Origin of the sequence: Carboxylicivirga litoralis, from assembly GCF_025499605.1 — a bacterium.
In the GTDB taxonomy this organism is placed as follows: Bacteria; Bacteroidota; Bacteroidia; order Bacteroidales; family Marinilabiliaceae; genus Carboxylicivirga; species Carboxylicivirga litoralis.
Window position 1 is genome coordinate 244,800 of record NZ_JAFMVC010000005.1, and the last position, 21,828, is coordinate 266,627.

At 38.3% G+C, this 21,828-nt stretch carries 17 protein-coding genes; 5 read left to right on the forward strand and 12 right to left on the reverse strand.

What is annotated here, in order from left to right:
- Window positions 1–11: 11 nt before the first annotated feature.
- The 5 genes from J1N10_RS07390 to J1N10_RS07410 form a co-directional block, all read right to left on the reverse strand.
- On the reverse strand, window positions 12–1,640 hold the full coding sequence (locus J1N10_RS07390) for an AMP-binding protein (protein ID WP_262326052.1): 1,629 nt from the start codon (window positions 1,638–1,640) through the stop codon (window positions 12–14).
- A gap of 363 nt (window positions 1,641–2,003) precedes the next feature.
- A complete protein-coding gene (locus J1N10_RS07395; protein WP_262326053.1) occupies window positions 2,004–3,140 on the reverse strand; it encodes an MBL fold metallo-hydrolase in 1,137 nt (378 codons plus the stop codon).
- 326 nt (window positions 3,141–3,466) lie between these two features.
- Window positions 3,467–5,875, reverse strand: coding sequence for a TonB-dependent receptor (locus J1N10_RS07400; RefSeq protein ID WP_262326054.1), 2,409 nt, complete (start codon window positions 5,873–5,875; stop codon window positions 3,467–3,469).
- Window positions 5,876–6,008: 133 nt separating this feature from the next.
- Entirely contained in the window at window positions 6,009–6,293 is a 285-nt protein-coding gene (locus tag J1N10_RS07405; RefSeq protein WP_262326055.1) for a hypothetical protein, read from the reverse strand.
- A gap of 489 nt (window positions 6,294–6,782) precedes the next feature.
- Complete coding sequence (locus tag J1N10_RS07410) at window positions 6,783–7,352, reverse strand: hypothetical protein (RefSeq protein WP_262326056.1); 570 nt, start codon at window positions 7,350–7,352, stop codon at window positions 6,783–6,785.
- A gap of 163 nt (window positions 7,353–7,515) precedes the next feature.
- Between J1N10_RS07410 and J1N10_RS07415 the strand changes: the two genes are divergently transcribed.
- Window positions 7,516–8,784: an LVIVD repeat-containing protein gene (locus tag J1N10_RS07415; protein WP_262326057.1), complete on the forward strand. Its 1,269-nt coding sequence runs from the start codon at window positions 7,516–7,518 to the stop codon at window positions 8,782–8,784.
- A gap of 117 nt (window positions 8,785–8,901) precedes the next feature.
- Window positions 8,902–10,308, forward strand: a complete 1,407-nt coding sequence (locus J1N10_RS07420) for a dicarboxylate/amino acid:cation symporter (RefSeq protein WP_262326058.1) — start codon at window positions 8,902–8,904, stop codon at window positions 10,306–10,308.
- 2 nt (window positions 10,309–10,310) lie between these two features.
- On the opposite strand, the gene J1N10_RS07425 is transcribed toward J1N10_RS07420, so the two are convergent.
- The 7 genes from J1N10_RS07425 to J1N10_RS07455 form a co-directional block, all read right to left on the reverse strand.
- Entirely contained in the window at window positions 10,311–10,724 is a 414-nt protein-coding gene (locus J1N10_RS07425) for a hypothetical protein (RefSeq protein WP_262326059.1), read from the reverse strand.
- A 189-nt stretch (window positions 10,725–10,913) separates the two neighbouring features.
- Window positions 10,914–12,089 (reverse strand): sensor histidine kinase, encoded by a 1,176-nt coding sequence (locus J1N10_RS07430; RefSeq protein WP_262326060.1) that lies wholly within the window; start codon window positions 12,087–12,089, stop codon window positions 10,914–10,916.
- A 220-nt stretch (window positions 12,090–12,309) separates the two neighbouring features.
- Complete coding sequence (locus tag J1N10_RS07435) at window positions 12,310–13,806, reverse strand: PepSY domain-containing protein (protein ID WP_262326061.1); 1,497 nt, start codon at window positions 13,804–13,806, stop codon at window positions 12,310–12,312.
- 227 nt (window positions 13,807–14,033) lie between these two features.
- Entirely contained in the window at window positions 14,034–15,290 is a 1,257-nt protein-coding gene (locus J1N10_RS07440; protein WP_262326062.1) for a GNAT family N-acetyltransferase, read from the reverse strand.
- Window positions 15,291–15,673: 383 nt separating this feature from the next.
- Window positions 15,674–16,732 (reverse strand): ribosome small subunit-dependent GTPase A, encoded by a 1,059-nt coding sequence (gene rsgA / locus J1N10_RS07445; RefSeq protein ID WP_262326063.1) that lies wholly within the window; start codon window positions 16,730–16,732, stop codon window positions 15,674–15,676.
- A 365-nt stretch (window positions 16,733–17,097) separates the two neighbouring features.
- Entirely contained in the window at window positions 17,098–18,330 is a 1,233-nt protein-coding gene (locus J1N10_RS07450; protein WP_262326064.1) for a PorV/PorQ family protein, read from the reverse strand.
- Window positions 18,323–19,597 carry a DUF4270 domain-containing protein gene (locus J1N10_RS07455; RefSeq protein ID WP_262326065.1) on the reverse strand — a complete coding sequence of 425 codons (1,275 nt, stop codon included), beginning with the start codon at window positions 19,595–19,597 and terminating at the stop codon, window positions 18,323–18,325. The genes J1N10_RS07450 and J1N10_RS07455 overlap by 8 nt, the downstream gene beginning before the upstream one ends.
- A 318-nt stretch (window positions 19,598–19,915) precedes the next feature.
- Between J1N10_RS07455 and J1N10_RS07460 the strand changes: the two genes are divergently transcribed.
- From J1N10_RS07460 to J1N10_RS07470, 3 genes are all read left to right on the forward strand, one after another.
- Complete coding sequence (locus tag J1N10_RS07460; RefSeq protein ID WP_262326066.1) at window positions 19,916–20,932, forward strand: Kelch repeat-containing protein; 1,017 nt, start codon at window positions 19,916–19,918, stop codon at window positions 20,930–20,932.
- A 34-nt stretch (window positions 20,933–20,966) separates the two neighbouring features.
- Window positions 20,967–21,245 (forward strand): DUF4907 domain-containing protein, encoded by a 279-nt coding sequence (locus J1N10_RS07465; RefSeq protein ID WP_262326067.1) that lies wholly within the window; start codon window positions 20,967–20,969, stop codon window positions 21,243–21,245.
- A 119-nt stretch (window positions 21,246–21,364) separates the two neighbouring features.
- Complete coding sequence (locus J1N10_RS07470; protein ID WP_262326068.1) at window positions 21,365–21,802, forward strand: hypothetical protein; 438 nt, start codon at window positions 21,365–21,367, stop codon at window positions 21,800–21,802.
- Window positions 21,803–21,828 lie beyond the last annotated feature (26 nt).

The following is a 21,828-nucleotide window of genomic DNA, read 5'->3' on the forward strand; positions in this document are numbered from 1 at the left end:
CTCTTAGTAGCTTATTTTCGTTGTTCTAAGCCTAGTTCCTTAGCGGAAATGTCACGCATCTCAACTTTACGAACTTTGCCAGTAACAGTTGTAGGAAACTCCTCAACAAACTTCCAGTATTTAGGTATTTTGTAGGTCGCAATCTGTCCTTTGCAATAGTTTTGTAAATCCTCACCTGAGAGTTTATCACCATTTTTGAGAATGACCCAGGCCATTACTTCTTCACCATATTTGGCAGACGGCACGCCAATTACCTGAATATCTTTTATGGAATCGTGCTGGTGTAAGAATTCCTCAATCTCAAATGGTGAAATATTTTCGCCACCGCGAATAATTAAATCTTTAATTCGCCCTACAATTTTGACATAACCATCTTCATCCATTTCGGCCAAATCGCCCGTATGCATCCAACGTCCTTCATCTATCACCGAAGCTGTAGCTTCAGGATTATTCCAGTATTTGAGCATTACAGAGTAACCACGGGTGCAGAACTCACCACGTTCACCTCGGGGTACTATAGCGCCAGTTTTCGGGTCAATTATTTTAATCTCGATATGCGGATGAACCATACCAACGGTGGCGCAACGGCGATACTCATTATCGTCTACAAAAGTTTGTGTGCTCACCGGTGATGTTTCAGTCATACCGTAACAGATACCTACTTCACTCATATTCATCTTTTCGCGAACGGCTTTCATGGTTGACTCAGGGCATGAAGCACCCGCCATTATGCCGGTCCTCAGACTTGAGTAATCGTATTGGTCAAATGACGGATCGTTTAATTCGGCAATAAACATTAAAGGCACACCATATAAGGACGTGCATTTTTCGTCCTGAACAGTTTTAAGTACTGTTTCAGGTACAAATGCTTCGCCTGTGAGTACCATGCAGGCTCCATGGGTGATACATGCCAAATTCGCCAATACCATACCAAAACAATGGTACAGAGGAACTGGAATACAAACACGATCTTTATTGCTGTACTTTAAGCGTTGACCAATAAAAAAGCCATTATTGAGTATGTTGTGGTGTGATAGTGTTGCTCCTTTAGGAAAGCCAGTTGTCCCGGATGTATATTGAATATTGATGGGGTCATCAAACTGTAAAGAGTTCTCTAGTTTTGTCAATTGTTCAGTCGCTATCTTTTTGCCGGTGTCCAACATTGCTTGCCAATCGTGATCAATAACAATAATATTTTTTAAGTGGATGCATGAGCCTCGCACTTCACCCAAAATATCGATGTAGTTAGTTTGACGAAAACCTTTGGACATGATAAGCAGGCTAATTTCTGACTGGCGAAGCGCATATTTTAATTCAGCTGCTTTGTAGGCCGGATTGACGTTAACCAGAATGACTCCTAATCGGGCAGTGGCAAATTGCACCAATACCCATTCGAAACGGTTTGGTGACCAAATACCAACGCGGTCTCCTTTTTTAACGCCATAGGAAAGAATGCCTTTAGCGACCTCTTCAACTTGTTGCCAGAATTCTTTGTAAGTGGCCCTGTAGTTTTGATAAGGGACAACAAGCGCTTCATTATCCGGATATTTGTCTGCGGTTTGTTTTAATTGTTCCGAGATTGTAATACCCAGTAAGGGCGTGTCCGACGTTCCATGGTCGTACGATAATAGATTGTTCACTGTGTGTGGTTTAATTAGTAATGTTTTACTTTGTCTTATTTAATTTCCTTTAAATATCGAATAGAAAGAAAAATTGAGTTAAAAGTATTAATTAATAATTAAACTACATGAGGTAAGTCATCTGATTGTCAATTTCGAAAAATGGTAGTAGTTTATAAATTGTTTGTCTTATAACGTTTTAGTAACAAAAAAGAGTAGCTGAAAATATATAATACTTTTGGTTATTAAGCAGAGTTAAAATGAATGCCTGGGCTCATAAGTGTTATTAGAATTTTACCACGACAATGCTTGTTGATCACTCAGATAGCAAGAGGATGAACGAAAGTTATTTTGCATATCTATTTGCTATCAATGTGCTTATTCTTATTTATTTACGATGAGTTGTTGCGATTCCTGAGTTTTCCACCATTGTACAGTTTGAGGCAATTCGCCATTTAAAATTAAACCATCACCTATTTGAGGCGTAAGAACTGGCATGCCTATTTCTTGCGCCTTTGCTGAAGCACGTGTAATAGGTTCCAGCCAATCGTGCATGGCTAAACGGAAAACACCCCAGTGGATTGGCATCACAGCTTTGGCTCCAATGTCATTACCCGCCGTAATGGTTTCTTCAGGCATCATGTGTATCTCTTTCCACAGTTCGTTATATTGGCCACATTCCATTAGTGCTAAATCAAAAGGACCGTATTTTTTGCCTATTGCTTTGAAATGATCGCCATAACCGCTATCGCCACTAAAGAAGATGTTCTTTTCATTGGTTTTAATCACCCATGAGCACCAAAGGGTAGATGCCTGATCGTTAAACCATTTTCCACGACCAGAAAAATGTTGTGCCGGGGTACAGGCAAATGTTAAATCTTCGTGTCGGAGCTCTTGCCACCAATCTAATTCTGTGATTTGACTTTTGTCAACTCCCCAGGCATGCAGGTGCGCGCCAACGCCTAATGGTGTATAAAATTTATCTGTTTTATCCTTGAGTTTTTTGATAGTATAGTAATCCAGATGATCGTAGTGATCATGAGAGATAAGTATGATATCAATTTTTGGTAATTGCTCAATGGTAATAGGTAAACTCTTATTAAAGCGCTTAACGCTAAAAACCTGAACTGGTGAAGCGGATGGTCCCAGCATTGGATCTATTAATATGTTTTTGCCATTGGTTTGAATTAAGAATGATGAGTGGCCAAACCAAAATAAACGCATGTCACCATTGTAATCTGCCAGGTTGCTTGAGTCCATGGCTACAAAATTGGGGGCATGATGCGGTGTGGCATCCGGATGCATATTAAACTGTTCTTTCATCATGGCCCAAAAGTTTTCTCCCGACATATCGATCTTTACATCGCTAATATTGGCAAACTTGCCTTTTCTGAATTGCTCCGACTGTTCGTATGTTAGTTGAGTTTCTTTATTGGCTCTTGCACCAAATTGTGGGTTCAATGCCATAAAGAGTACCACACTTAAAGCGATACCGCTTAGTATACTTATCGTTATTATCATTATTTTCTTTCTTTTACTCATAATCACCTAACTATTAATGATAACAAAAGTAAGAGATGATTTGTGCGTTGATGTATATATTTTACAGCTTGTTGTATACTTATTACTGTTGGTGATTTTTATCAATTTAAAAAGGTCAAGCAGGGCATTTGTAAGGGAAATCCAGGGAGTAGGAGCGGATCAACCTCGCTAATAGCGAGGTTGATCCAATGGTGTCCCGAAGAAGGTGCGAAGCTAGTCCTAAAAAGGTATTTAATATTTAGATGCATTAGATTAATAAAAAGCCCGACATTTCTGCCGGGCTTTCATACTAATATAGTCTATAATTAGTGTCCAAATACATTACTTAGTTTGATACCGAAATAAATGGTTCGTGGATTTGTTGGTCCATAAATATAAGCCGGGTCTCTGTTGATGCCTGAATCAAAATCATCCTGGTATGAGTTGAAAATATTCTTAACACCAGCAAAGGCTTTAAATGGAAGGCCAGCAATTTTTAAATCATACTCTGCTTTCAAACCTAAGTCAAAAAATGTTGGGGTAGTACGAATAACACCTGGATCTTGATCTTCTAACTCAATATAGCTTTCACCTGGTTTTAGGTTTTCGCCATAATAAGCAATCTTCATCTCACCCGTATAAGTTCCACTAGCTATTAAGGTTAATTTTTCTGTTACACCATAGTCAACAGAGAAGAAACCATAATCGTTTGGTGTACGTAAGAAATCACTTTCACCTAATTCAACAGCATCACCATACTCGCTTGACTGTAGTGTGTATCCAGTACGTAGATATAGTTTCTTGCCTGGAGATGCAGTCAATTCAAAGTTAACTCCTTTAACTTCGGCACCATTTTCGGCATTGCTTCTCACGTAAGTAGTTACACCGGTAGCTTCATCAAACTCAGGAGCCTGGGCAAATGCATCGTCCAGATTGGTGTAAAATCCTTCTGCTAACAGACCAATGTTCCATGCACCAAAACGTTTATTAAAGTCAAATGAAGTCATATACGAGTGGCTGGTTTCCTGCTTTAGGTCTGGTGCATTGGCATGAACAACTTTACGAGAGCCTGATGTTTCGATGTGTAAGTCTTCATCGAATACCTGGGGTGCACGATAACCTTGCGAGTAGCTAACACGCCATTGTAATGATGGTATAACATCCCATAGTACATTAACACGTGGTGAAAACACATTACCTGAATTATTTCCTTCTTTATGATCCAGGTCTGTAATTTCGTATCGGTCAAAACGTGCTCCTAAAGATGCTTTGACTGGCCCAAATTGGTGATCATATTGAGCAAATGCGCCATAAACATTCTTATTTTGGTCGGTTATGGTTGTATTAGGTACATGCCCATTTGAACCAATTACATTGCCGGCATCATCATAGATTAAGTCGTGGTATCCCAGTTTCTTATCAAGCATATCATCGTGCACTAACTCAATTCCTGTTACCAGACTGTTTTTACCAAAGTCAGTTTTAAATTGCGTACCAATATTGTAGGTTAATCCATCTGTTTGACCATAGTCGGCCAGGCTTTGTTCTGCTCCATAGTATGATGCACGGTCAACATTTTGTGCCGAGCCATAAACCGATAACATGCTTCCTGTCCCGATAAAGCGTTCATAGGTTAAAGCTGTCGTTGTAATTTTATGGTCAACGGCTTCAGAAATATCCGCCTCATGGTTTAGTTTATCAAAATCATTGCCACCTCTACGTTCTTCGTTAACACGGATAAAGTCTAAAGTTATTTTATTGCGATAGTCGATACGGTGATACAAACGAGCGCCAAAGGTCAGGTTTTCGAATTGTGAAGCCTCCGAGAAACCATCACCATTGGCATCAAAAGGATCTCTGTCGCGGTAGAAGCCAAATAAAGCTAATCCAGTTTTTTTATTATCACTCACAATGGTAGAATTCATGTTTAATGAGTAATCATTAATAGCACCGCCATCGCTGCCAACACCCACTGAACTATATTGTGAAGTAATATCATACGAATTATTCATCGGGTCTTTTGTAATCAGATTGATGGTGCCGGCCACTGCATTACTACCATACAAAGCCGAACCACCACCGCGAACCACTTCAATGCGATCAATCATGCTCGATGGAATTAACTCTAAACCATAGACACCTGCCAGGTTACTAAAGATGGCACGGTTGTTAATTAGAATTTGCGAGTGAGCACCATCCATACCATTCATGCGTACTTGTGTGAAACCACAGTTTTGGCAGTTGTTTTCCAAACGTAAACCGGGTACGTAGTTCAAACCTTCTGAAATAGATACAGCTTGTGTGTTTTCAAGAAGTTTAGGTGTAATAGTATTAACAATAACTGAAGCTGTCGTGCGTTTTTGTTCGTTCCTGTCTGCCGTAACAACAACTTGCTCCAGACCTAAAACGTCAGTTTCAAGGTCAAAGTCAAGTGTTATGGCTTTACCAGGTTTAAAGATGATGGTTTTTTCAATGGGTTTGTATCCCATGGCTTGTGCTTTTACCACATACTCGCCTTCAGGAATGTAATTAAGATCGTAAGCTCCTTCCAGGTCAGATGCAACACCCAGTGTAGTATTGCCAATGGTAATTGTCGCAAATGGCAAGGGTTCACCTTCCGATGTTATGGTTCCCTGAATGGCACATACAGGCTCAGGCGGTGGGGTTGTAGCTAATACTGTTGTTGAAATAAAAGTTAGAAGTAGCAATAGTGCTTTCGCAATATTAAAATTCATTGTCAATTCTGTTTAATTAATCTATTAATAAGATTAAGAGTTACTTATTAGGTTGAATGTATCGATATAAAATAGGTGCGTGCTTTCATATAGTAATGAAAGCCAACGGTAATGTATATTAAATGTGAGGGAGTTAAGCTACAGGAGGAGCTCTTCCGGAGTTGGAGCCCAGATATTGCTCATTGATGAAGAAAGGGATCTCCATCTGAATTGTTTCAATATACGAAGGCAGAATATCAGATAAAAGCTTTGGCGTTTCATCTGATAACATGTTTTGTAGTTGTTGATAGAAAGCAAAATCGGCTGCATTGTGCGAGTGTCCGTCACAACCTGGATGGGCGTGACTGTACGATTTTCCATCTATTGTATGGGTGTGATAAAACAAAGCATTGCTTGCAATTTGAATCGCAAACATCATTACAAGCAGTATTGCCAGCCTATTAAAGACTTTTTGGTATTTTATGTGCTTATTTATCACGGTGCAAAAATGAAAAAATTCTTTAATAATCCAAATACCTACATATGGGGATTTATGTCATGTTTTTATCATGTTTAGCTTGATATGTATCAAGAAGCACAAAAAATGAAGCACAAAAATATTTATTGGAAATGAGCTATAAGTTTTTTATAAAGATGTTAGTGTAGGGTGAGAGAGAATATGAAAAAGAACAGGTTCTATTCCCATCTTACTATGTGGACAGTTCCTCTAATGATATTACTTGTAAATCAACTCTTTGTTGCAGCCTGAGTTTTAAAATTTAAATCGAACTCAGTATCCCAAGCACAATATCTAATGATCTAACAAATTTACTCCCTTCGACTCCGCTCAGGGAACACGCTCAGGGAGTGACTTGAAGCATTAGCTAATAGCTATCAGCTGGTGGCTTTTTTGTTAGATAATTAGGGCTTAAAACACTCTCACCCCAATCCTTACCGAAAGACGGTTATAGGTAGTTTTTCTCTCTACTTCGTTTAAATACCAGTCTTTTCGGGTAAATTCAAATTCATGGTAACGGTAACCTAAGGCTATAAAGAAATTATAATGCCGCTTACTCGAAAATAAATAGCCAAACTCAGTATTAAAGAAAGCACCTCCTTTTGTGTCGATAATCTCATACTCCCAAAATTCCATGTCTTCCAGGGCAATGGCATAACCACCAGAGGTGCTCCAAAAGAAACTGGACTTGTTCTTATTGGGTATAAATACTTTAACATTAGGCCCTAAGGGCATTACGGTTACATCAAGCCATTCTACTCCAGTTACCAGACCGGCAGCAATTGTATTGTTAAACTGATAATTATGTTCCATCAACAAGGAAGTAATGTAAGTTTTGTCGTCATTTTTCGAGCCAATTAAGGAGCCGATGGATGTGTAGTTGAAATAGCCTTTTTCTTTAGGTGGTACTAATTCAGCATTGTTTTGCGACCACGTCAAGATAGGTATAAGTAATAGTAGAAGGGATAATTTTTTTCTCATTTGAATAAGGTTTAATAGGTAAGACTGTTGATTTAACAAATGGGTTGCGTCAATGGAAAATTATTTTTAGAGACGCAACCATATGCTCTAAGGTTCATCTAGTCAGTTGTATGTGGTGAGGAAGTGCTTGCCCTTTTATTAACCGTAATTAAAACCTAATGTGATGAAAATACTATTGAATTTTTCTGTTGTTATATTGGCCATTATTTCATTTTCGGCTTGTAGCGATAAAATTGAAGAAACCTACACTGTTAATACACCTGAATATTTAAGTTATGATGATTTGCGGTCATCGTTTCAGATGAAAAGTGCTCAAACCATTGTTCAACCTGGTAAAATTTACTTCAAGGATAACTTTATTTTTATCAATGAATATCAAAAAGGCATTCATATCATTGATAATTCCGATCCGGCTCAGCCACAAGTTGTATCATTTCTGGAGATTCCGGGTAATGTTGATATGGCAATAAAAGGTACAATGCTTTATGTTGATAGTTATATCGATTTGGTGACTATCGATATCAGCGATATGAATAATATAGTAGAGGTAGATAGGGACGAAGAGGCTTTTCCATACATTATTCCAGCCTTCACTGATGGAATTTTAAGCAAAGTTGATCAGACAAAAGGTGTGATAATCGGCTATAAAGTCACACAGGAAACAGTGGATGTAGAACCTAATGAGGTAACTTATGGTCGCTTTCCAATGTGGGAATCCAATTTCATTGGTTTTGATGCTTTATCGTCTGCAAAGGTCAGTCCTACTGGCAATGGTACAGGAGGCTCAATGGCTCGATTTACGTTGTTTGGCGATTATCTTTATGCAATTGATAATGCTTCATTACATTTGTTTGATGTGTCGGATAACTCCAATCCTAATTTCACCAAGCAGATACCTATAAGCTGGCAGATAGAGACTCTGTTTCCTTATAATCAACTGCTGTTTATTGGCGCGCAAAGCGGTATGTATATTTATAGTTTGCAAAACCCGGCTAATCCAGAATATATTTCAGAATTCAGACATGCCACAGCTTGCGACCCTGTTGTGGTAGAGGGTGATTATGCCTATGTAACACTTCGTGGAGGCAACCTGTGTGGAGCTATTGAAAGTCAGCTCGATGTTATTGATATATCAACCATTGAAGCCCCACAAATGGTCAAGTCTTATTCGATGAAAGAACCTTATGGTTTAGGAGTTGACGATGAGGTACTTTTTATTTGTGATGGCAATGCCGGTTTGAAAATTTATGATTCAAGTGATCCATTAACCATTGCTAATAATCAAATAGCCCACTATCCCGATATAAATGCCTTCGATGTCATACCGTTAGGAGAGGTATTGTTGCTAATTGGTACCGATGGTTTGTATCAATACGACTATTCCGATTTGGATAATATTGAGCTATTAAGTCAAATCCGCATCTATCAATAATTCCCAAATACAATTCGCTTTAAAGGCTGCTTCGTTTTTGGAGTAGCCTTTGTTTTGTGCCAATATTGTCTTGTGTTTTTTGTAAATTAGCCAGTTCAATTGAAAACACACATTTGAATGAAGAAATTAGCACTGCATTGGAAAATCATTATTGGACTATTTCTGGGAATATTTTGGGCTGTTCTATCCGGCTTTTTTGGTTGGAGCGAATTTACAACTAACTGGTTAGCACCATGGGGACGTATATTTATTAATTTACTAAAACTCATTGCCATTCCATTAGTGCTTTTTTCAATTATCGGCGGCATTGTTAGTTTGGGCGACCCAAAGCAGCTGGGGCGGATGGGAGTGAGAACGTTAGTGTTGTATTTGTGTACCACAATTATAGCTGTATCAATTGGCCTATTGATTGTTAATATTTCTAAGCCCGGCTTATGGATGGATGATGAGGTGCGAAAGGAAAACAGAATTGCTTATGAATTGTGGGCGAAGCAAGAAGGCCAGCCGGTACATGATAATATGAATATTCTGGATGAACCAGGCAATGAGGAGCTGATACATCAGGTGGCCAAGCGTCGTGGTTACGATGAAGATGAAAGTGTACAATCACGTTTAAAACTCGTTGAAAATCAAAAGGAGAGTGGACCGCTCACGTTTATTGAAGACATGGTGCCAAGTAATGTGTTTATGGCTATGTCGGATAACGGAAGTATGTTGAAAATTATATTTTTTGCTTTGTTTTTTGGTATTGCCCTACTATTTGTACCCGACCAACAATCGAAACCGGTTATTAGTTTGGTTAATGGACTTACCCAAGTGTTTTTGAAAATGGTGGAATTGATTATGCAGGGTGCGCCATTTTTTGTTTTTGCCTTATTGGCTGGTCTGGTGTCAGAGATGGCCGGTGACAATCCTGCAAAAGTGTTTGAATTGTTTAAAGGCCTGACTTGGTACTCGTTGGCCGTATTGACTGGATTACTACTGATGGCTTTTGTGATATACCCCACTATCATGAAGTTTTTTGTAAAGCGGCTGACCTATAAAGGTTTTTTAAAGGGTATTAGTCCAGCACAGATGCTGGCTTTTTCAACCAGTTCAAGTGCGGCAACGTTGCCTGTTACCCTTGAATGTGTTGAAGATAACTTAAATGTAGATCCAAAGGTGTCGAGTTTTGTATTGCCCATAGGAGCTACCGTTAATATGGATGGAACGAGTTTGTATCAGGCTGTTGCTGTTGTTTTTTTGGCCCAGATGCATATGATTGACCTCAGCTTTGGTCAGCAGGTAACGATTATATTGACAGCAACATTAGCGAGTATTGGTTCGGCTGCCATTCCAAGTGCTGGTTTGGTTATGCTAATGATCGTTTTAAGCTCAGTTGGCTTAAATCCGGCCTGGATTGGTATTATCTTACCAGTGGATAGAATTCTTGATATGGTACGAACTGTAGTTAATGTGACTGGTGATGCAACGGTTGCCACAGTTATAGGAGAAACATCTTCAATAAATGAAATAAAGGAGTAATACTACTCCTTTACTATTTTTTTTCTGCTCTTTCCTTTTGACCGATTGATGTTTTTAGGAAGTATCGTTAATGTGTGTTGATCTTTTGTTTTAGAATCAGGAGATGCTTTTAATGAATCGGAGGAGATTATAATTTTGTTTTTTTGAGAATAATTAAGTGAGTCGTTTTCCGATAATTCAATGGTACGGCCATCGGAAAGTATCAAAACTGCCTTGCGCATACCGGGTTTTATGCCATCCCCATATTTAACTGTTTTTTGTTGTCCTACTATATCGAGGCTTAAATTAAGACTTATGAATGTTAAGAAAGTGACTATCTGTAAGTTGATGTTACTTTTGGATATTGTGTTTGCTTGTTTAAGTTTTTGATATATAGGGAGTATAACTTGTTTTGGAGATGTAATTAAAAAGCGCATTTGTTGATTTGTGTTTTAGTTATTTTGTTTAAAATAGTTTTAAAGACAGGCGGTTTGTTATATTTTCATCAATAAAGACACACTAGAACCAGATTAAGGTGACAAATTTGATGTTATTAATTGTTAAAGAATAAATCAGATTATTAAATGCTTGGCTTTTTCTTATTGAATGTGCAGTGATTCAGTGTGTTATTGATTGTTAGTGGGGAGTTTTAAATAGAAAGTGGTGCCCACATTTTTCTCCGATTCGAAATATAGTTGACCATTCAGCTTCTCAGTTAAATTGCTGCAAATTGCCAGTCCCAATCCACTGCCATCTAAATTCATTAGTTGATTATCGTCTTTTGCCTGCTCATATTGCTTGAACAGTTTGTCCTGTTTCGATTGGCAAATGCCAATACCAGAGTCCTTCACAATAAAAGTAATCCAGTGGCCGTGGGTTTGAATATCCAGATGAACAAAACCCTCTTTAGTGAATTTTAAGGCGTTAAAAGTCAGGTTGGTTAGTATCTGGAATAGCATTGCGGCATCAGAGTATATCATATCATTATCAGCCTCTGTTGCTACTATTCTAAAATCAACAGCATCCGATTGCTTATAGGATAGAGATGAATAGACACGTTGAACAATTTGTAACCCAACAAATTTGGATAACGAAACCTTTGTCTGCTCCTGCTCAATCTTTGAAATATTGATAATATTATTCAACAATAACAGCAGAGTGTTGCCATTCTCATTGATATGATTGATGTAAGACTTTCTTTCGTCATTTTCTAAATCATCTTGGTTTAGTAATTCGGAGAAGCCCAGGATAGCATTCATAGGGGTCCGTATTTCATGACTTAAACTGGTGATAAACGATGTTTTTAGTTTTTCTGATTGACGTGCCGTGTTTCGCTGTTCAATTACAACTTTTTTGACGTATATAATAAGAGGTATCTCAAAAACAATAAAAACTGAAAATACCATTAAAATATCCATCACTCGATGCAGTTGGCTGGGATATGAAGTGATATATTCCGGAAAGTACACCTCAAAGAGTAGGAGCATGGGAATATTAAAGAATATAATGGTGTAAGTGTATTTTAGCATCTTTGAACTTACCATGAAGGTCAGCATTGGTACAAATGCGACAATATAAACAACTGTTGGTCCGGTGCTGCCTCCTGTTTCAATCCACAGGTAGTTGATCATTACAAAAACAAAAAGTAAGTATAAACGTCTTCCAAGCGTGTATCGTTTTTTAAAACGGACTGCCCAATAAATACATCCAATAATAAAAGCTGATAAATTATTCGAAAAAATAACGGATTTACTTACACCAACGAAAGGATTGAAGATGGTTGCAATTAGAATTAAACACATAGTAAGATGAAGCATGTGAATTAAAACCAAATTTTGAACTTCGTAGTCCTCAGGTTTTATATAAACAGTCTTTTTAAGCCCTTCTATCAATTTATTTCTCCACATGTCACCATTCATCATTATGCCAGCTTACGCATAATTTTATAATTGGTTTTAGAAAAATAACGTATTGTACTTATGAACTTCAGTGTTCGTTTGTAAAAGGCAGTTGGATAAAAGGTTATGTTTGGGATTTTTTTAGATAAATCCAAAGGCCTGATAGCAAAAGAATGATGGTGCTTAAACCAGTCAAGGGAACAATCAAGATATAAAAAGCACTAATAAAATCCTGAAAGATGCGTCCTGTATGTACTTCTAAAGCCAGGTTCCAAAGTGATAACGGAGAGTTGCTGATTATTGATTCTGGCATTTGCTCAAATCGTATATTAGAATTAAGCGTTACTGCCCCTTGATTATAATCAAAATACACCTCGCCTGCTTCATCCATATGATATCCACTTGCCATATTCACACCAATGGGGCGCGTCATGCCCACCTGCGGAATATGCGGTTGTTTAGTGATGTAGTTATAGCAGAAGTTTGTAAACGGATTCCAGAGGTACAGGCCACTAAAAGAACCAACCAGGTAATTGTTAGCGGCTTTTTCTTCAAAAACAGTAATCCCCATTACAGAAACAGGTGGCTGGTTAGGTATTTTTACCATTTCCTTAAAGTCAGCGGTCATAGCATACATACCTTTGGTTGTGGAAATAATATATACACCATAGTCGCTATTATAGCGGATGCCTCTTAATTGGTCGTGCCAGGCATTGGGAGTGTCGAGCATTGAGTAGGGGATACTTTTAACCTGGGCATTGGCAATAGAGATAAGCAATGGTGGTCGTAAAAACATCCCGGTAAAAGTGGTAAAAACTAACATTATAGTGGTGTAATAACCAAGCTTGTTATGCCATTTGACAGAAAAACGAAGGAGTTGTTTCGTTTTTTCAGCTGATTGTAGTTTTCTCTTTGCCTGTTTAATGAGAGAAGGCGAAATAAACCAAATTATTCCGGTAACGGATAAGAAGATAAAAACCAATGCGACTATATCGACCAGCAGTTTGCCTGTTGTTCCAAGTATTTCGCCACTATGTAATACCCAAATGGTTTTAAATAAACTGGTGGTTCTCTGATGTCCTTCAGGAGCTGGGAGTGTGCTGATTTCAAGTGAGTCATTACCAAGATGGAGTCGACCTAATTCACTTCTTGTTAATATCATTAGCTCGTTATCGACTTCGGTTAAATCCGTAATGCGCTGGTGGTCGATATTTAAATCAATAAAATTCCAGTGATTATTTTTGTATTCATAAAGGCCAAAAAGTGTGCCCGCAAATAGACGACCATTTGCTGATTGTAGTGCTTTGGTGATTTTTCGTTTATCAATACCATTTGAAAAGCCTTTGTTAAAGTCAGTCCAGCTGGCATTGTTACCATTATAGAGCCAGCAGCCTATATTTCCATAATAAAGGGTACTGGTGCTATCGATTTTAAGACTGCCTTTTAGAGCAGCATTATTCCAGTTATGGTATTGATAGCTGGATGATAGCAGAGAGCGGGGAATTGACAGCGCACTAATGGCTTCGCGATGGTTGAGCAATATGCCCGATGCCGAAAATAACAATAGAAAAAAGCTAAGGACGATACCTGCCCATTTATGGTATTTGCGCCAGAATTTCATGAAAGCGAAAATAGAAACTATTCGGTAATTATTTACTTCTTAAAAGCAAAAGGCTGTCCAAAAACACGAATATTTCTCGCAAAGTGCGCAAAGTATTGAAAAATGACAGTCTCAATTTTGCGACCGTTGCGAAAAGCATAGCGGTGCGTTAGCTATCGCACTTTGCGTGATTTTTTGTTTTCAGACGCCCTATTCTAAAGCTATATTATTAAATGCTCTATCAAGCTTTAGTATTCCAGGTTTATCCAGTTGTTGAGTTTTGGAAAAAGCACATCAAACAAGCTGCCGCATGCTTCTGAAGGTTGTTCGATTGAAAACCGCAGATACTGGTCAGCCGGGAATACATCAGGATTTATGTATTGCAATTCGCGCCATGAGCGATAACCTAACAGCAATTTCGTTAATAAATGCTCCGGTATGCTTAAGGTATACGAGGCTTCTTCAGCATACTCCTGGTTGATGCCGGTGATTAAACCGTTCTTCCATTCGATGTTAACTTGAAATTGGTAACAATTCAATGCTGTAAGGCCAGTTAGGTCGAAGTATGCACTCGATTTAATTCGTTTCTCTAAAATAGGCTTTATCTTATTGATAAATCTGATATAGTCTACTATTTTGATTTGCCAGGCATATGATGGCCGCACTGTTGCCCCTAAATGATGTGCTGCCTGAACTAAAGGATGCGAACCAGAAAGGTTAAGACGTAAATAGGGCTTTTTAAGCTTTTGGGCTTCCTGTTTTAATAAGCTAAAGGCTGCTGTCTGAACATCGACAGGCATTGACATGCTGGCTTCACTTATCGTCAATCCTGTGCCAAAACCGCCATCTAATATTCTTAAATAATATTGATAGTTTGTAGTCTTGATGATGAAAATGCGACTGCCGTATTCCGACTTTCGTCCTTCTTTCAAAATGTACTGCCATTGTTCCGGGCTTCTGTTTGAAGTAATGTTGTAATTCTTTTTAAAGTATGTTTCTTCTTCAATCAGAAAAGGGATGTCGTCAGTTTGTGCTTCACGAATATCGATGGATAAATCGCTTGGAATGGAATGAAGAGGTACCTCTGTGTGGTTTTCCATTGGTAAAGCATAATAGTAGCCCAGGCGGTGATAGATGCCGGGAATACCCTGTATAACTGCTAAATCATACTCCTGCTTCTGCAAATCGTGTTCAAACAGTTGATTGTTATGTTTAAATAAGCCTTTGTTTCGATGTTCTTCGCAGGTACCAAGAATGCCTAGCTCTGCAACTTTTAGATGAATGTCATCAAAACTCCATTGCCAGGGGATGGAAGCAAAGGCAGATACAATCTTGTCTTGTTCTTTGGCAACATACCAATTTGAAAAGCTGAAGCCAGGAAAGAAATCGCTTAAAATACGGGCAAATTGGCCCACTTTTTCTGGTGCAAATACATTATTGAATAGTTCAACCAATTGTTCTAAGTCGTTTGAATGATTGGCTTTGGTATATGTGTAGTTGTTCATTGTTGTTTGAATTTAAATAGGTGTATGTCTATTAACCCGAGTTCGATTAAAATTAAACAGCTCAGATTTTATTAAATGACTGATATACAATATAAATTTTTGAGGCATAGCGAGCTATGGCGATAAAAATTTAGAGCAGTAGATTAGTTAGTTAATAAAAAGTTAGGTTTACCACTTCTAAACAACTGTTTTTTACGTCATCTTTGTTTACCATAGCTCGCTATGCCTTCACAAAGATTTCTTGAAACCAATTATTTATAAGCGGTCTGAGCATTTAATTTTATGTCGAACTCGGGTTGTTATTTAAAGTTTTGATACTAAAGGAGATTTTAATCATTTAGCGTTTAATCCTATATCTTTAGTTTTGAATCTAAAGTCTGATTTTAATAGCGTTTTTTGATGTTGTAACGTTTCATGTTTTTTATCACTTTAGCCAGACTTTTGCCTTTACGCTTTTTATCCTGCACAGATGTGGAATAATGCTCCGATTCATTTCTGAGCTTGATATAACTATCGTACAAATCGGAGGAAAGCCGTCCTTCGTCTATGGCTTTAAGAACAGCACAATCGGGTTCGTTGATGTGCGTGCAATCTTGATAATAACATTCTTCAGCCAAGGAGCTGATATCAGTAAATGTTTCAGCAATCGATTCCGTATTCTCCAAAGCTAATCCAAACTCACGAACACCTGCCGTATCAATGATAAGACTGCCATTGGGCAAGGCAAATAGTTCACGTCGGGTAGTTGTGTGTACACCCTTTCCAACAGCTTGGCTGGTGTGTTTGGTTGCCTGTATGTTGTTACCCATCAATGCATTAATCAGTGTGCTTTTCCCAGCTCCTGAAGAACCAATTAAAATATAGGTTTGCTCCGCCTTAAGTAATTTAGCTAATTCAGAAAGACCAGTGTTGTTTAAGGCACTGATTGTCGTAATGGGAGTGTTGGGTATATTGCTTTTGATTTGAGCAATTTTCGCATCACCATCATTAACTAAATCGACTTTGTTTAGTAGGATATTGGGTATAATACCGGCATCTTTCAAAACCGTTACCATTCGTTCGAGTCGTCGAGGGTTGAAATCTCTGTCGAGGCCTTGCACAATCAATGCCTGGTCTACATTAACGGCAATAATTTGCTTGTCATAGGTTTTGCCTGCCTCTTTACGAGCCAGAGTGCTGTATCGTGGCAATATTTCAGTAATGATGCATTGCGTATCAAATTGCATAATTTTAACCCAATCACCTGTTTGAGGCATTTCATCTGGCTCGGCCGCATATAATAGCCTGCCGGTTATTTCTCCCTTTAAAATGCCTTCGTTCGTAATAACCTCATAGCTTGTTTTGTTTACGGTGCGGATGCGTCCAAGTTCGTTAAGGTTTATTGTTGTTTGTGTTCGTTGACTATAATAAAGCCAACCGTATGTATGTAATAAATTGTTCATTGCTTATCAATTATGAACTGCCAGGTAGCAGTTATAAACTTATAATTTACTAAAAATAAGGATATACCAAAGACAGGCCGATAATTAATATCGAAGAAGAAAATAGTAAGGACTTGCCTGTCTTTACTTTACCAGATAAGCAACTGTTAGTGTCATAAGCAACAAATGTAATTATTTTTACTTAAGTGCGCAAAAATCCCCATAAATGGTGATTGTTTACGATGGCAACTGCCATTACTTTTGCAACGGTTATTAAAACAGTTATATTATTACAAGCGATTTTAATTTATTGGTTATTTAAAAATCCCAACTTCCATTTCAGCCAGATGGTAGTTGGGATTTTTAGTACAGAAAAGTATGATGAGTTACTTAAATTTTCGTTTCTGAAACCAAGTTTCGTTAAAGGTAAGTCCAATTTTAAAGGAGTTGTATCGCTCCTGTATTAATCCCGCATTCATTGTGCCGCGCTCTTTGTATTCGTAGGCCACATTTACTTTGGAGCCATCGCGCATAGGAATGGTTAATCCGGCTGTTACTCCTTTTGTGTCAATGTCATTGCCCTGTATGGTGATGTATTCCTGGTCGTAGAAAGCACCAATACGGTATTGCATGCGTTTAAATAAGGAACGGTGGTAACGCGTGGAACCATATTGTATACCAAAACTTCCACCATGAGTATTACGAGCTTCGCCACCAGATATTAATAGTTCTGATTTCGACCATTCACCATAACGGTAATCTGCTGCTATTGTCCATCCTTTATGGGTTTGTAGCGCAATACCTGCCTGATAGTTTAAAGGAATAAAAATGTTGTTGGCATCATTTTCAGTTGAACTTAAATCTGAAGTAACATCATTATAAATACGATGTTTGTAATAAGTATCTAACTCGGTTGACATATTGGCAGAGCCAGCAAATGATAATGTGGACATACCAATGGGTTGGTGATATTGAAATGAGTACTCAAGCAGAAGGCTTGATACATGATAATTACGCTCGTTGTAAATGGTTTCACCATCTAATTGAGGGTAATATGAGACTTCAATTATATCGGTTGAACCCCATAAATACGAAGCACTTATACCTAATGATAATCGCTTCGTTAGTTGAAAGCCATTGTGCCATGATAATTGCGAAATACCTCCTTCGCCATAATAGTTTATCGGGTATTTACTCAAGGTGCCCAGAATATACTTTTGGCTATTGACGTTGTAACCAATGTTTGAATACGGTGATAAGCTAAATCCCATACCCCAATTTTTACTGGCTCTAAAACCAAATGAAAATGATTCCAGGTTAGCGTCGATGTTTTTTTGCTGTTCACTCTGTGTTTGGTAATCGGAAAACGATAAGCTACCCTGAAGGTTAAAAATAAATCTGACACTGTCGATGGCACTATACGAAGCGGCATTCAGATTGTTTAAATAACCTGTTGAAGGAAGAGCCAGGCCTGCATAGCCCATACCGGCCGATGAGGCGTCCGCTTTTGATTGTCGTAAGCCAATACCATAGGCAGAATATAGTGATGAGGTGTTATTTTGTGCACAGATAATTTGCGTTGAAACAAACAGTACAAATATCAATAGTATCTTATTCATTGTCGTAGTAATAATAATATAATAGAAGCTTTGAATTGTTGTTAGTTATTGAATGACCGTTGACGGCGAGCCACATTAAAGAACTACCCATGTCATCATCGGGCAGTGTGATAAATAAGCCTTGGTCGGTGTCCACTACAGCTTCTTGCATGCGTGAATTGATGTAATAAGTTAAGTCAAAGGAGTAGTAAGTATTTTCGTGATACATACGATCGACAGTTAAAACACTGGTGAGCAAATTACTGTTTGTATCAGTAAGATATCCCCATATTTCGTTGGCTCGATATATATCACCAATGTAGAGCGTTGAAGGTAATTCATCGGTTTGCATGATATCCATATTGGGATGTATGCGCAGTTCAGCTTTAACAATATGGCCTTTGGTTTCTAATTCAATCAAGTTGTTCAATGAAGGTAAATCAACTCTGAATTTATAACCAAGCCCAGACTGAAGTATGACCATTCCATCTGTAGACTGTTCAGTCAACCGGCTCTTTTTATCTTCAAGTTGGTTAAAGATGATATCCTTATTATGGGCATATATTTCATTGAATTGGGTGGTGCTTTTTAAACTAAAAGTTTGCTCTTTTTCTATTTTTTCCTGTTCAACAGTGTGCGAATAGAGACGCAGGTAGGATGTGGAGTCACTTACTTCAAACGCCATGGCAGCCCTTGTTTGCGTAGTGTCGCAATTAATAACAAAGCCTTTGTAGTCTTCTTCAAATAAAGAGTTTTTATCTGTGTGGTTTTTGTAAGTGTTTAAAAAATCGATGATGCTAATGGCATAAGTGTCATCCAGTCGCATGTTAACTTCTTCTTCTTTCTGAGGGTAGGGTCTGAATGATTCCGTGCTGATAGGTGTTTCCTTAAAGGCAAATGAATTAGTGTTGTATAGCGAGCCATCATCGTTCAACTCAATGGTTTCAGTTAGCTCGTGAACATTAAACAAAGCATCAACAGTCGTGTCGCCAATTGAATAACCAGTAGGACGTAAAACAAGTACTAAGCTATCGAATACTTCTTTCTCTGTGTCCCAGCTAAAGTTGCTTGGTGCACTTAGTGAAAAATAAGATTGCGCCGTTTGTCCACCCATTATCGGATGTTGATGATAGCCAATTAAAGCATTGCCGGTGGATGTTGTTTTAACCGTATCTACAATGGTAGAAAGCTGAATCGTTACGGTGTCAATTAAGGACGTATAAGTAGACGTGTAAATAAAGTTGTCGTCCATGTCCAGTTCGCCCTCCTGGCATGATACAAACCACATACCTATAAGAAATATGGGTAATAAATACCATTTCCTGTTTTGATGATTGACCATATGTTTGATTGAATTTCTTGTGATTTTTCCACAAATAAAGGTTTCATCAGGCAAGTCTGTAAATCTTATCAATTAAATCGGGGTGCATCCATACAAAAGGTATAGACTACTCAACTAATGGACATTTGGCGTTCATTGAAAGGATAGATGCCGTTTGTTGAAGAAAACAGGTGTCATGAAGATAAAAAGGAGCGATTAATCGAATTGATTTAGTTATGCGCCATTTGAACTCTAGATTTGAGCGAATTTTAAAAAAGACAAACAATGAATTATAAACAGCAATTAGGTATTTGGCTTTTGCTATCACTTTTTATTTTAAGTGCCTGTTCATCTAGTGACGATGATGAAGATTTAATGGGTAACTGGGTTGAAAAAGGCGCTTTTGAAGGTGTTCCGCGTTGCGATGCGGTGGCTTTTGTAATAGATAACTATGCTTATATAGGAACAGGCTATGATGGCGTTGAAGATGAGCGTTTAACAGATTTCTGGAGATATGATGCAGAGAAGGACTTTTGGACTCAGGTGGCCAACTTCGAAGGCTCGGCCCGTAATGGAGCCGTTGGTTTTGGAGCTGGTGGCAAGGGGTACGTAACAACCGGATATGATGGGAAAGATAAACTGAAAGATACCTGGGAATATGATGCGTCATCAAATAGCTGGACGCAGAAAAGTGATTTTGCCGGAACAGCACGTTATGATGCCGTTTCTTTCGTTCTTAATAATAAGGGCTATGTTGGAACGGGTTACGATGGTAACTTGTTAAAAGATTTCTGGCAATATGACCCGGCGACCGACACCTGGGAGCAAAAAGTAAGTATTGGTGGTAACAAACGACGTCATGCGACTGCTTTTGTTATCGATGAGAAAGCTTATGTGTTAACAGGGATGGATAACGGGCAGTATTTGGATGATATGTGGGAATATGATGCTAACTCTGATGTTTGGGATGCCAAGCGCGACATTGGTACAGATGCCAATGAGGACGAGAGTTATGATGATGAGTATCAAATAACAGGGATTAAAGCAGTGTCATTTGCAGTTAATGGTTTGGGTTATGTTACAACAGGAGGTCCGGGTGCACCAGGCTCTTTAACCTGGGAATATAACCCCGATATTGATGAGTGGGAGCAACGCAGTAATTTCGAAGGTTCTCCACGTTATGATGCTGTGTCATTCACTATAAATGATAAGCCGTATGTAGCGACTGGTAATAGTTCGGGTTATTATTTCGACGATGTGTGGACATTTAATCCTAACGAAGAGCAGGATGATGATGACTAATCGCTCTATAAGAACTTTCTTAAAGTGGGGCAGTGTGATACTTGTATTGGTCTGTTGCCTGGGTTATTATTTCGAAAAATCTGGCTCTGATTATACTTACAAAGTTTACAAAGTAAACGATGGCTATGGATATCAGATTCATAATGACAATAAGTTGTTTATTAAGCAAGATTTCATACCAACTATTGATGGTTATAAAGCATTTGCTTCAGAACAACATGCGAGAGTGGCTGCTCAGAAAGTGATTGCTAAACTAAAAGAAAAGCAAGCCCCGGCCTTATCGCATCAGGAAATTGAACAAATAATAAGGTAAAACAATAAATTCAGAATAGTATCTTAATGTTCGGGTGACGTTTCTTTTTGAAATAGTCACCCTTTTTGTCGTTCATTAATAAAAATCTTTTCGCATCTTTACGTGCAATTTGACAATAAGTGAATCAAACGAACAAAATAGAAGCGTATTATTTAAAGCTCATCGGGGTAACTCTTTTGATGACTGCTGCCAGTGTTTCCGATGCTGGTAATAAACGATTCTATGCCGATGATAACGTTCGGGAAATTATTCTTGAACAATTCCACTTGTTATCTACAGCTCACTGGAATGAAGTTGTTGATTGGGAAAATGCCATCAAAGATCTTAGTGAGTTACCACATCAGGAGAGTGCATTAAGCGATTACACCAAATACCAGGTGGTCGTCTCTAATCAATCACTTCCTGCATTCAGTGCTGGTTCCGGAATGTTTTACAGTCTGATTAATGTCGAACCGACTTTAATCATTCAGGAACAACCATTTAAACAGGAGCAGCATAAACTTACAACAGAACGTAATAAACACTCCCTTATTACACGTGCCGGTCCTTTGGCATAGTGTAGCTTCCGCACGAATCCTTTCGT

What these genes read in the sequence shown, in the direction of transcription:
- J1N10_RS07395 (WP_262326053.1), bottom strand. Translation starts at nt 3,140, where the DNA reads ATGATAATAACGATAAGTATACTAAGCGGTATCGCTTTAAGTGTGGTA.
- J1N10_RS07400 (WP_262326054.1), bottom strand. Translation starts at nt 5,875, where the DNA reads ATGAATTTTAATATTGCGAAAGCACTATTGCTACTTCTAACTTTTATT.
- J1N10_RS07405 (WP_262326055.1), bottom strand. Translation starts at nt 6,293, where the DNA reads ATGATGTTTGCGATTCAAATTGCAAGCAATGCTTTGTTTTATCACACC.
- J1N10_RS07410 (WP_262326056.1), bottom strand. Translation starts at nt 7,352, where the DNA reads ATGAGAAAAAAATTATCCCTTCTACTATTACTTATACCTATCTTGACG.
- J1N10_RS07415 (WP_262326057.1), top strand. Translation starts at nt 7,516, where the DNA reads ATGAAAATACTATTGAATTTTTCTGTTGTTATATTGGCCATTATTTCA.
- J1N10_RS07420 (WP_262326058.1), top strand. Translation starts at nt 8,902, where the DNA reads ATGAAGAAATTAGCACTGCATTGGAAAATCATTATTGGACTATTTCTG.
- J1N10_RS07425 (WP_262326059.1), bottom strand. Translation starts at nt 10,724, where the DNA reads ATGCGCTTTTTAATTACATCTCCAAAACAAGTTATACTCCCTATATAT.
- J1N10_RS07430 (WP_262326060.1), bottom strand. Translation starts at nt 12,089, where the DNA reads ATGTGTTTAATTCTAATTGCAACCATCTTCAATCCTTTCGTTGGTGTA.
- J1N10_RS07435 (WP_262326061.1), bottom strand. Translation starts at nt 13,806, where the DNA reads ATGAAATTCTGGCGCAAATACCATAAATGGGCAGGTATCGTCCTTAGC.
- J1N10_RS07440 (WP_262326062.1), bottom strand. Translation starts at nt 15,290, where the DNA reads ATGAACAACTACACATATACCAAAGCCAATCATTCAAACGACTTAGAA.
- rsgA (WP_262326063.1), bottom strand. Translation starts at nt 16,732, where the DNA reads ATGAACAATTTATTACATACATACGGTTGGCTTTATTATAGTCAACGA.
- J1N10_RS07450 (WP_262326064.1), bottom strand. Translation starts at nt 18,330, where the DNA reads ATGAATAAGATACTATTGATATTTGTACTGTTTGTTTCAACGCAAATT.
- J1N10_RS07455 (WP_262326065.1), bottom strand. Translation starts at nt 19,597, where the DNA reads ATGTGGTTTGTATCATGCCAGGAGGGCGAACTGGACATGGACGACAAC.
- J1N10_RS07460 (WP_262326066.1), top strand. Translation starts at nt 19,916, where the DNA reads ATGAATTATAAACAGCAATTAGGTATTTGGCTTTTGCTATCACTTTTT.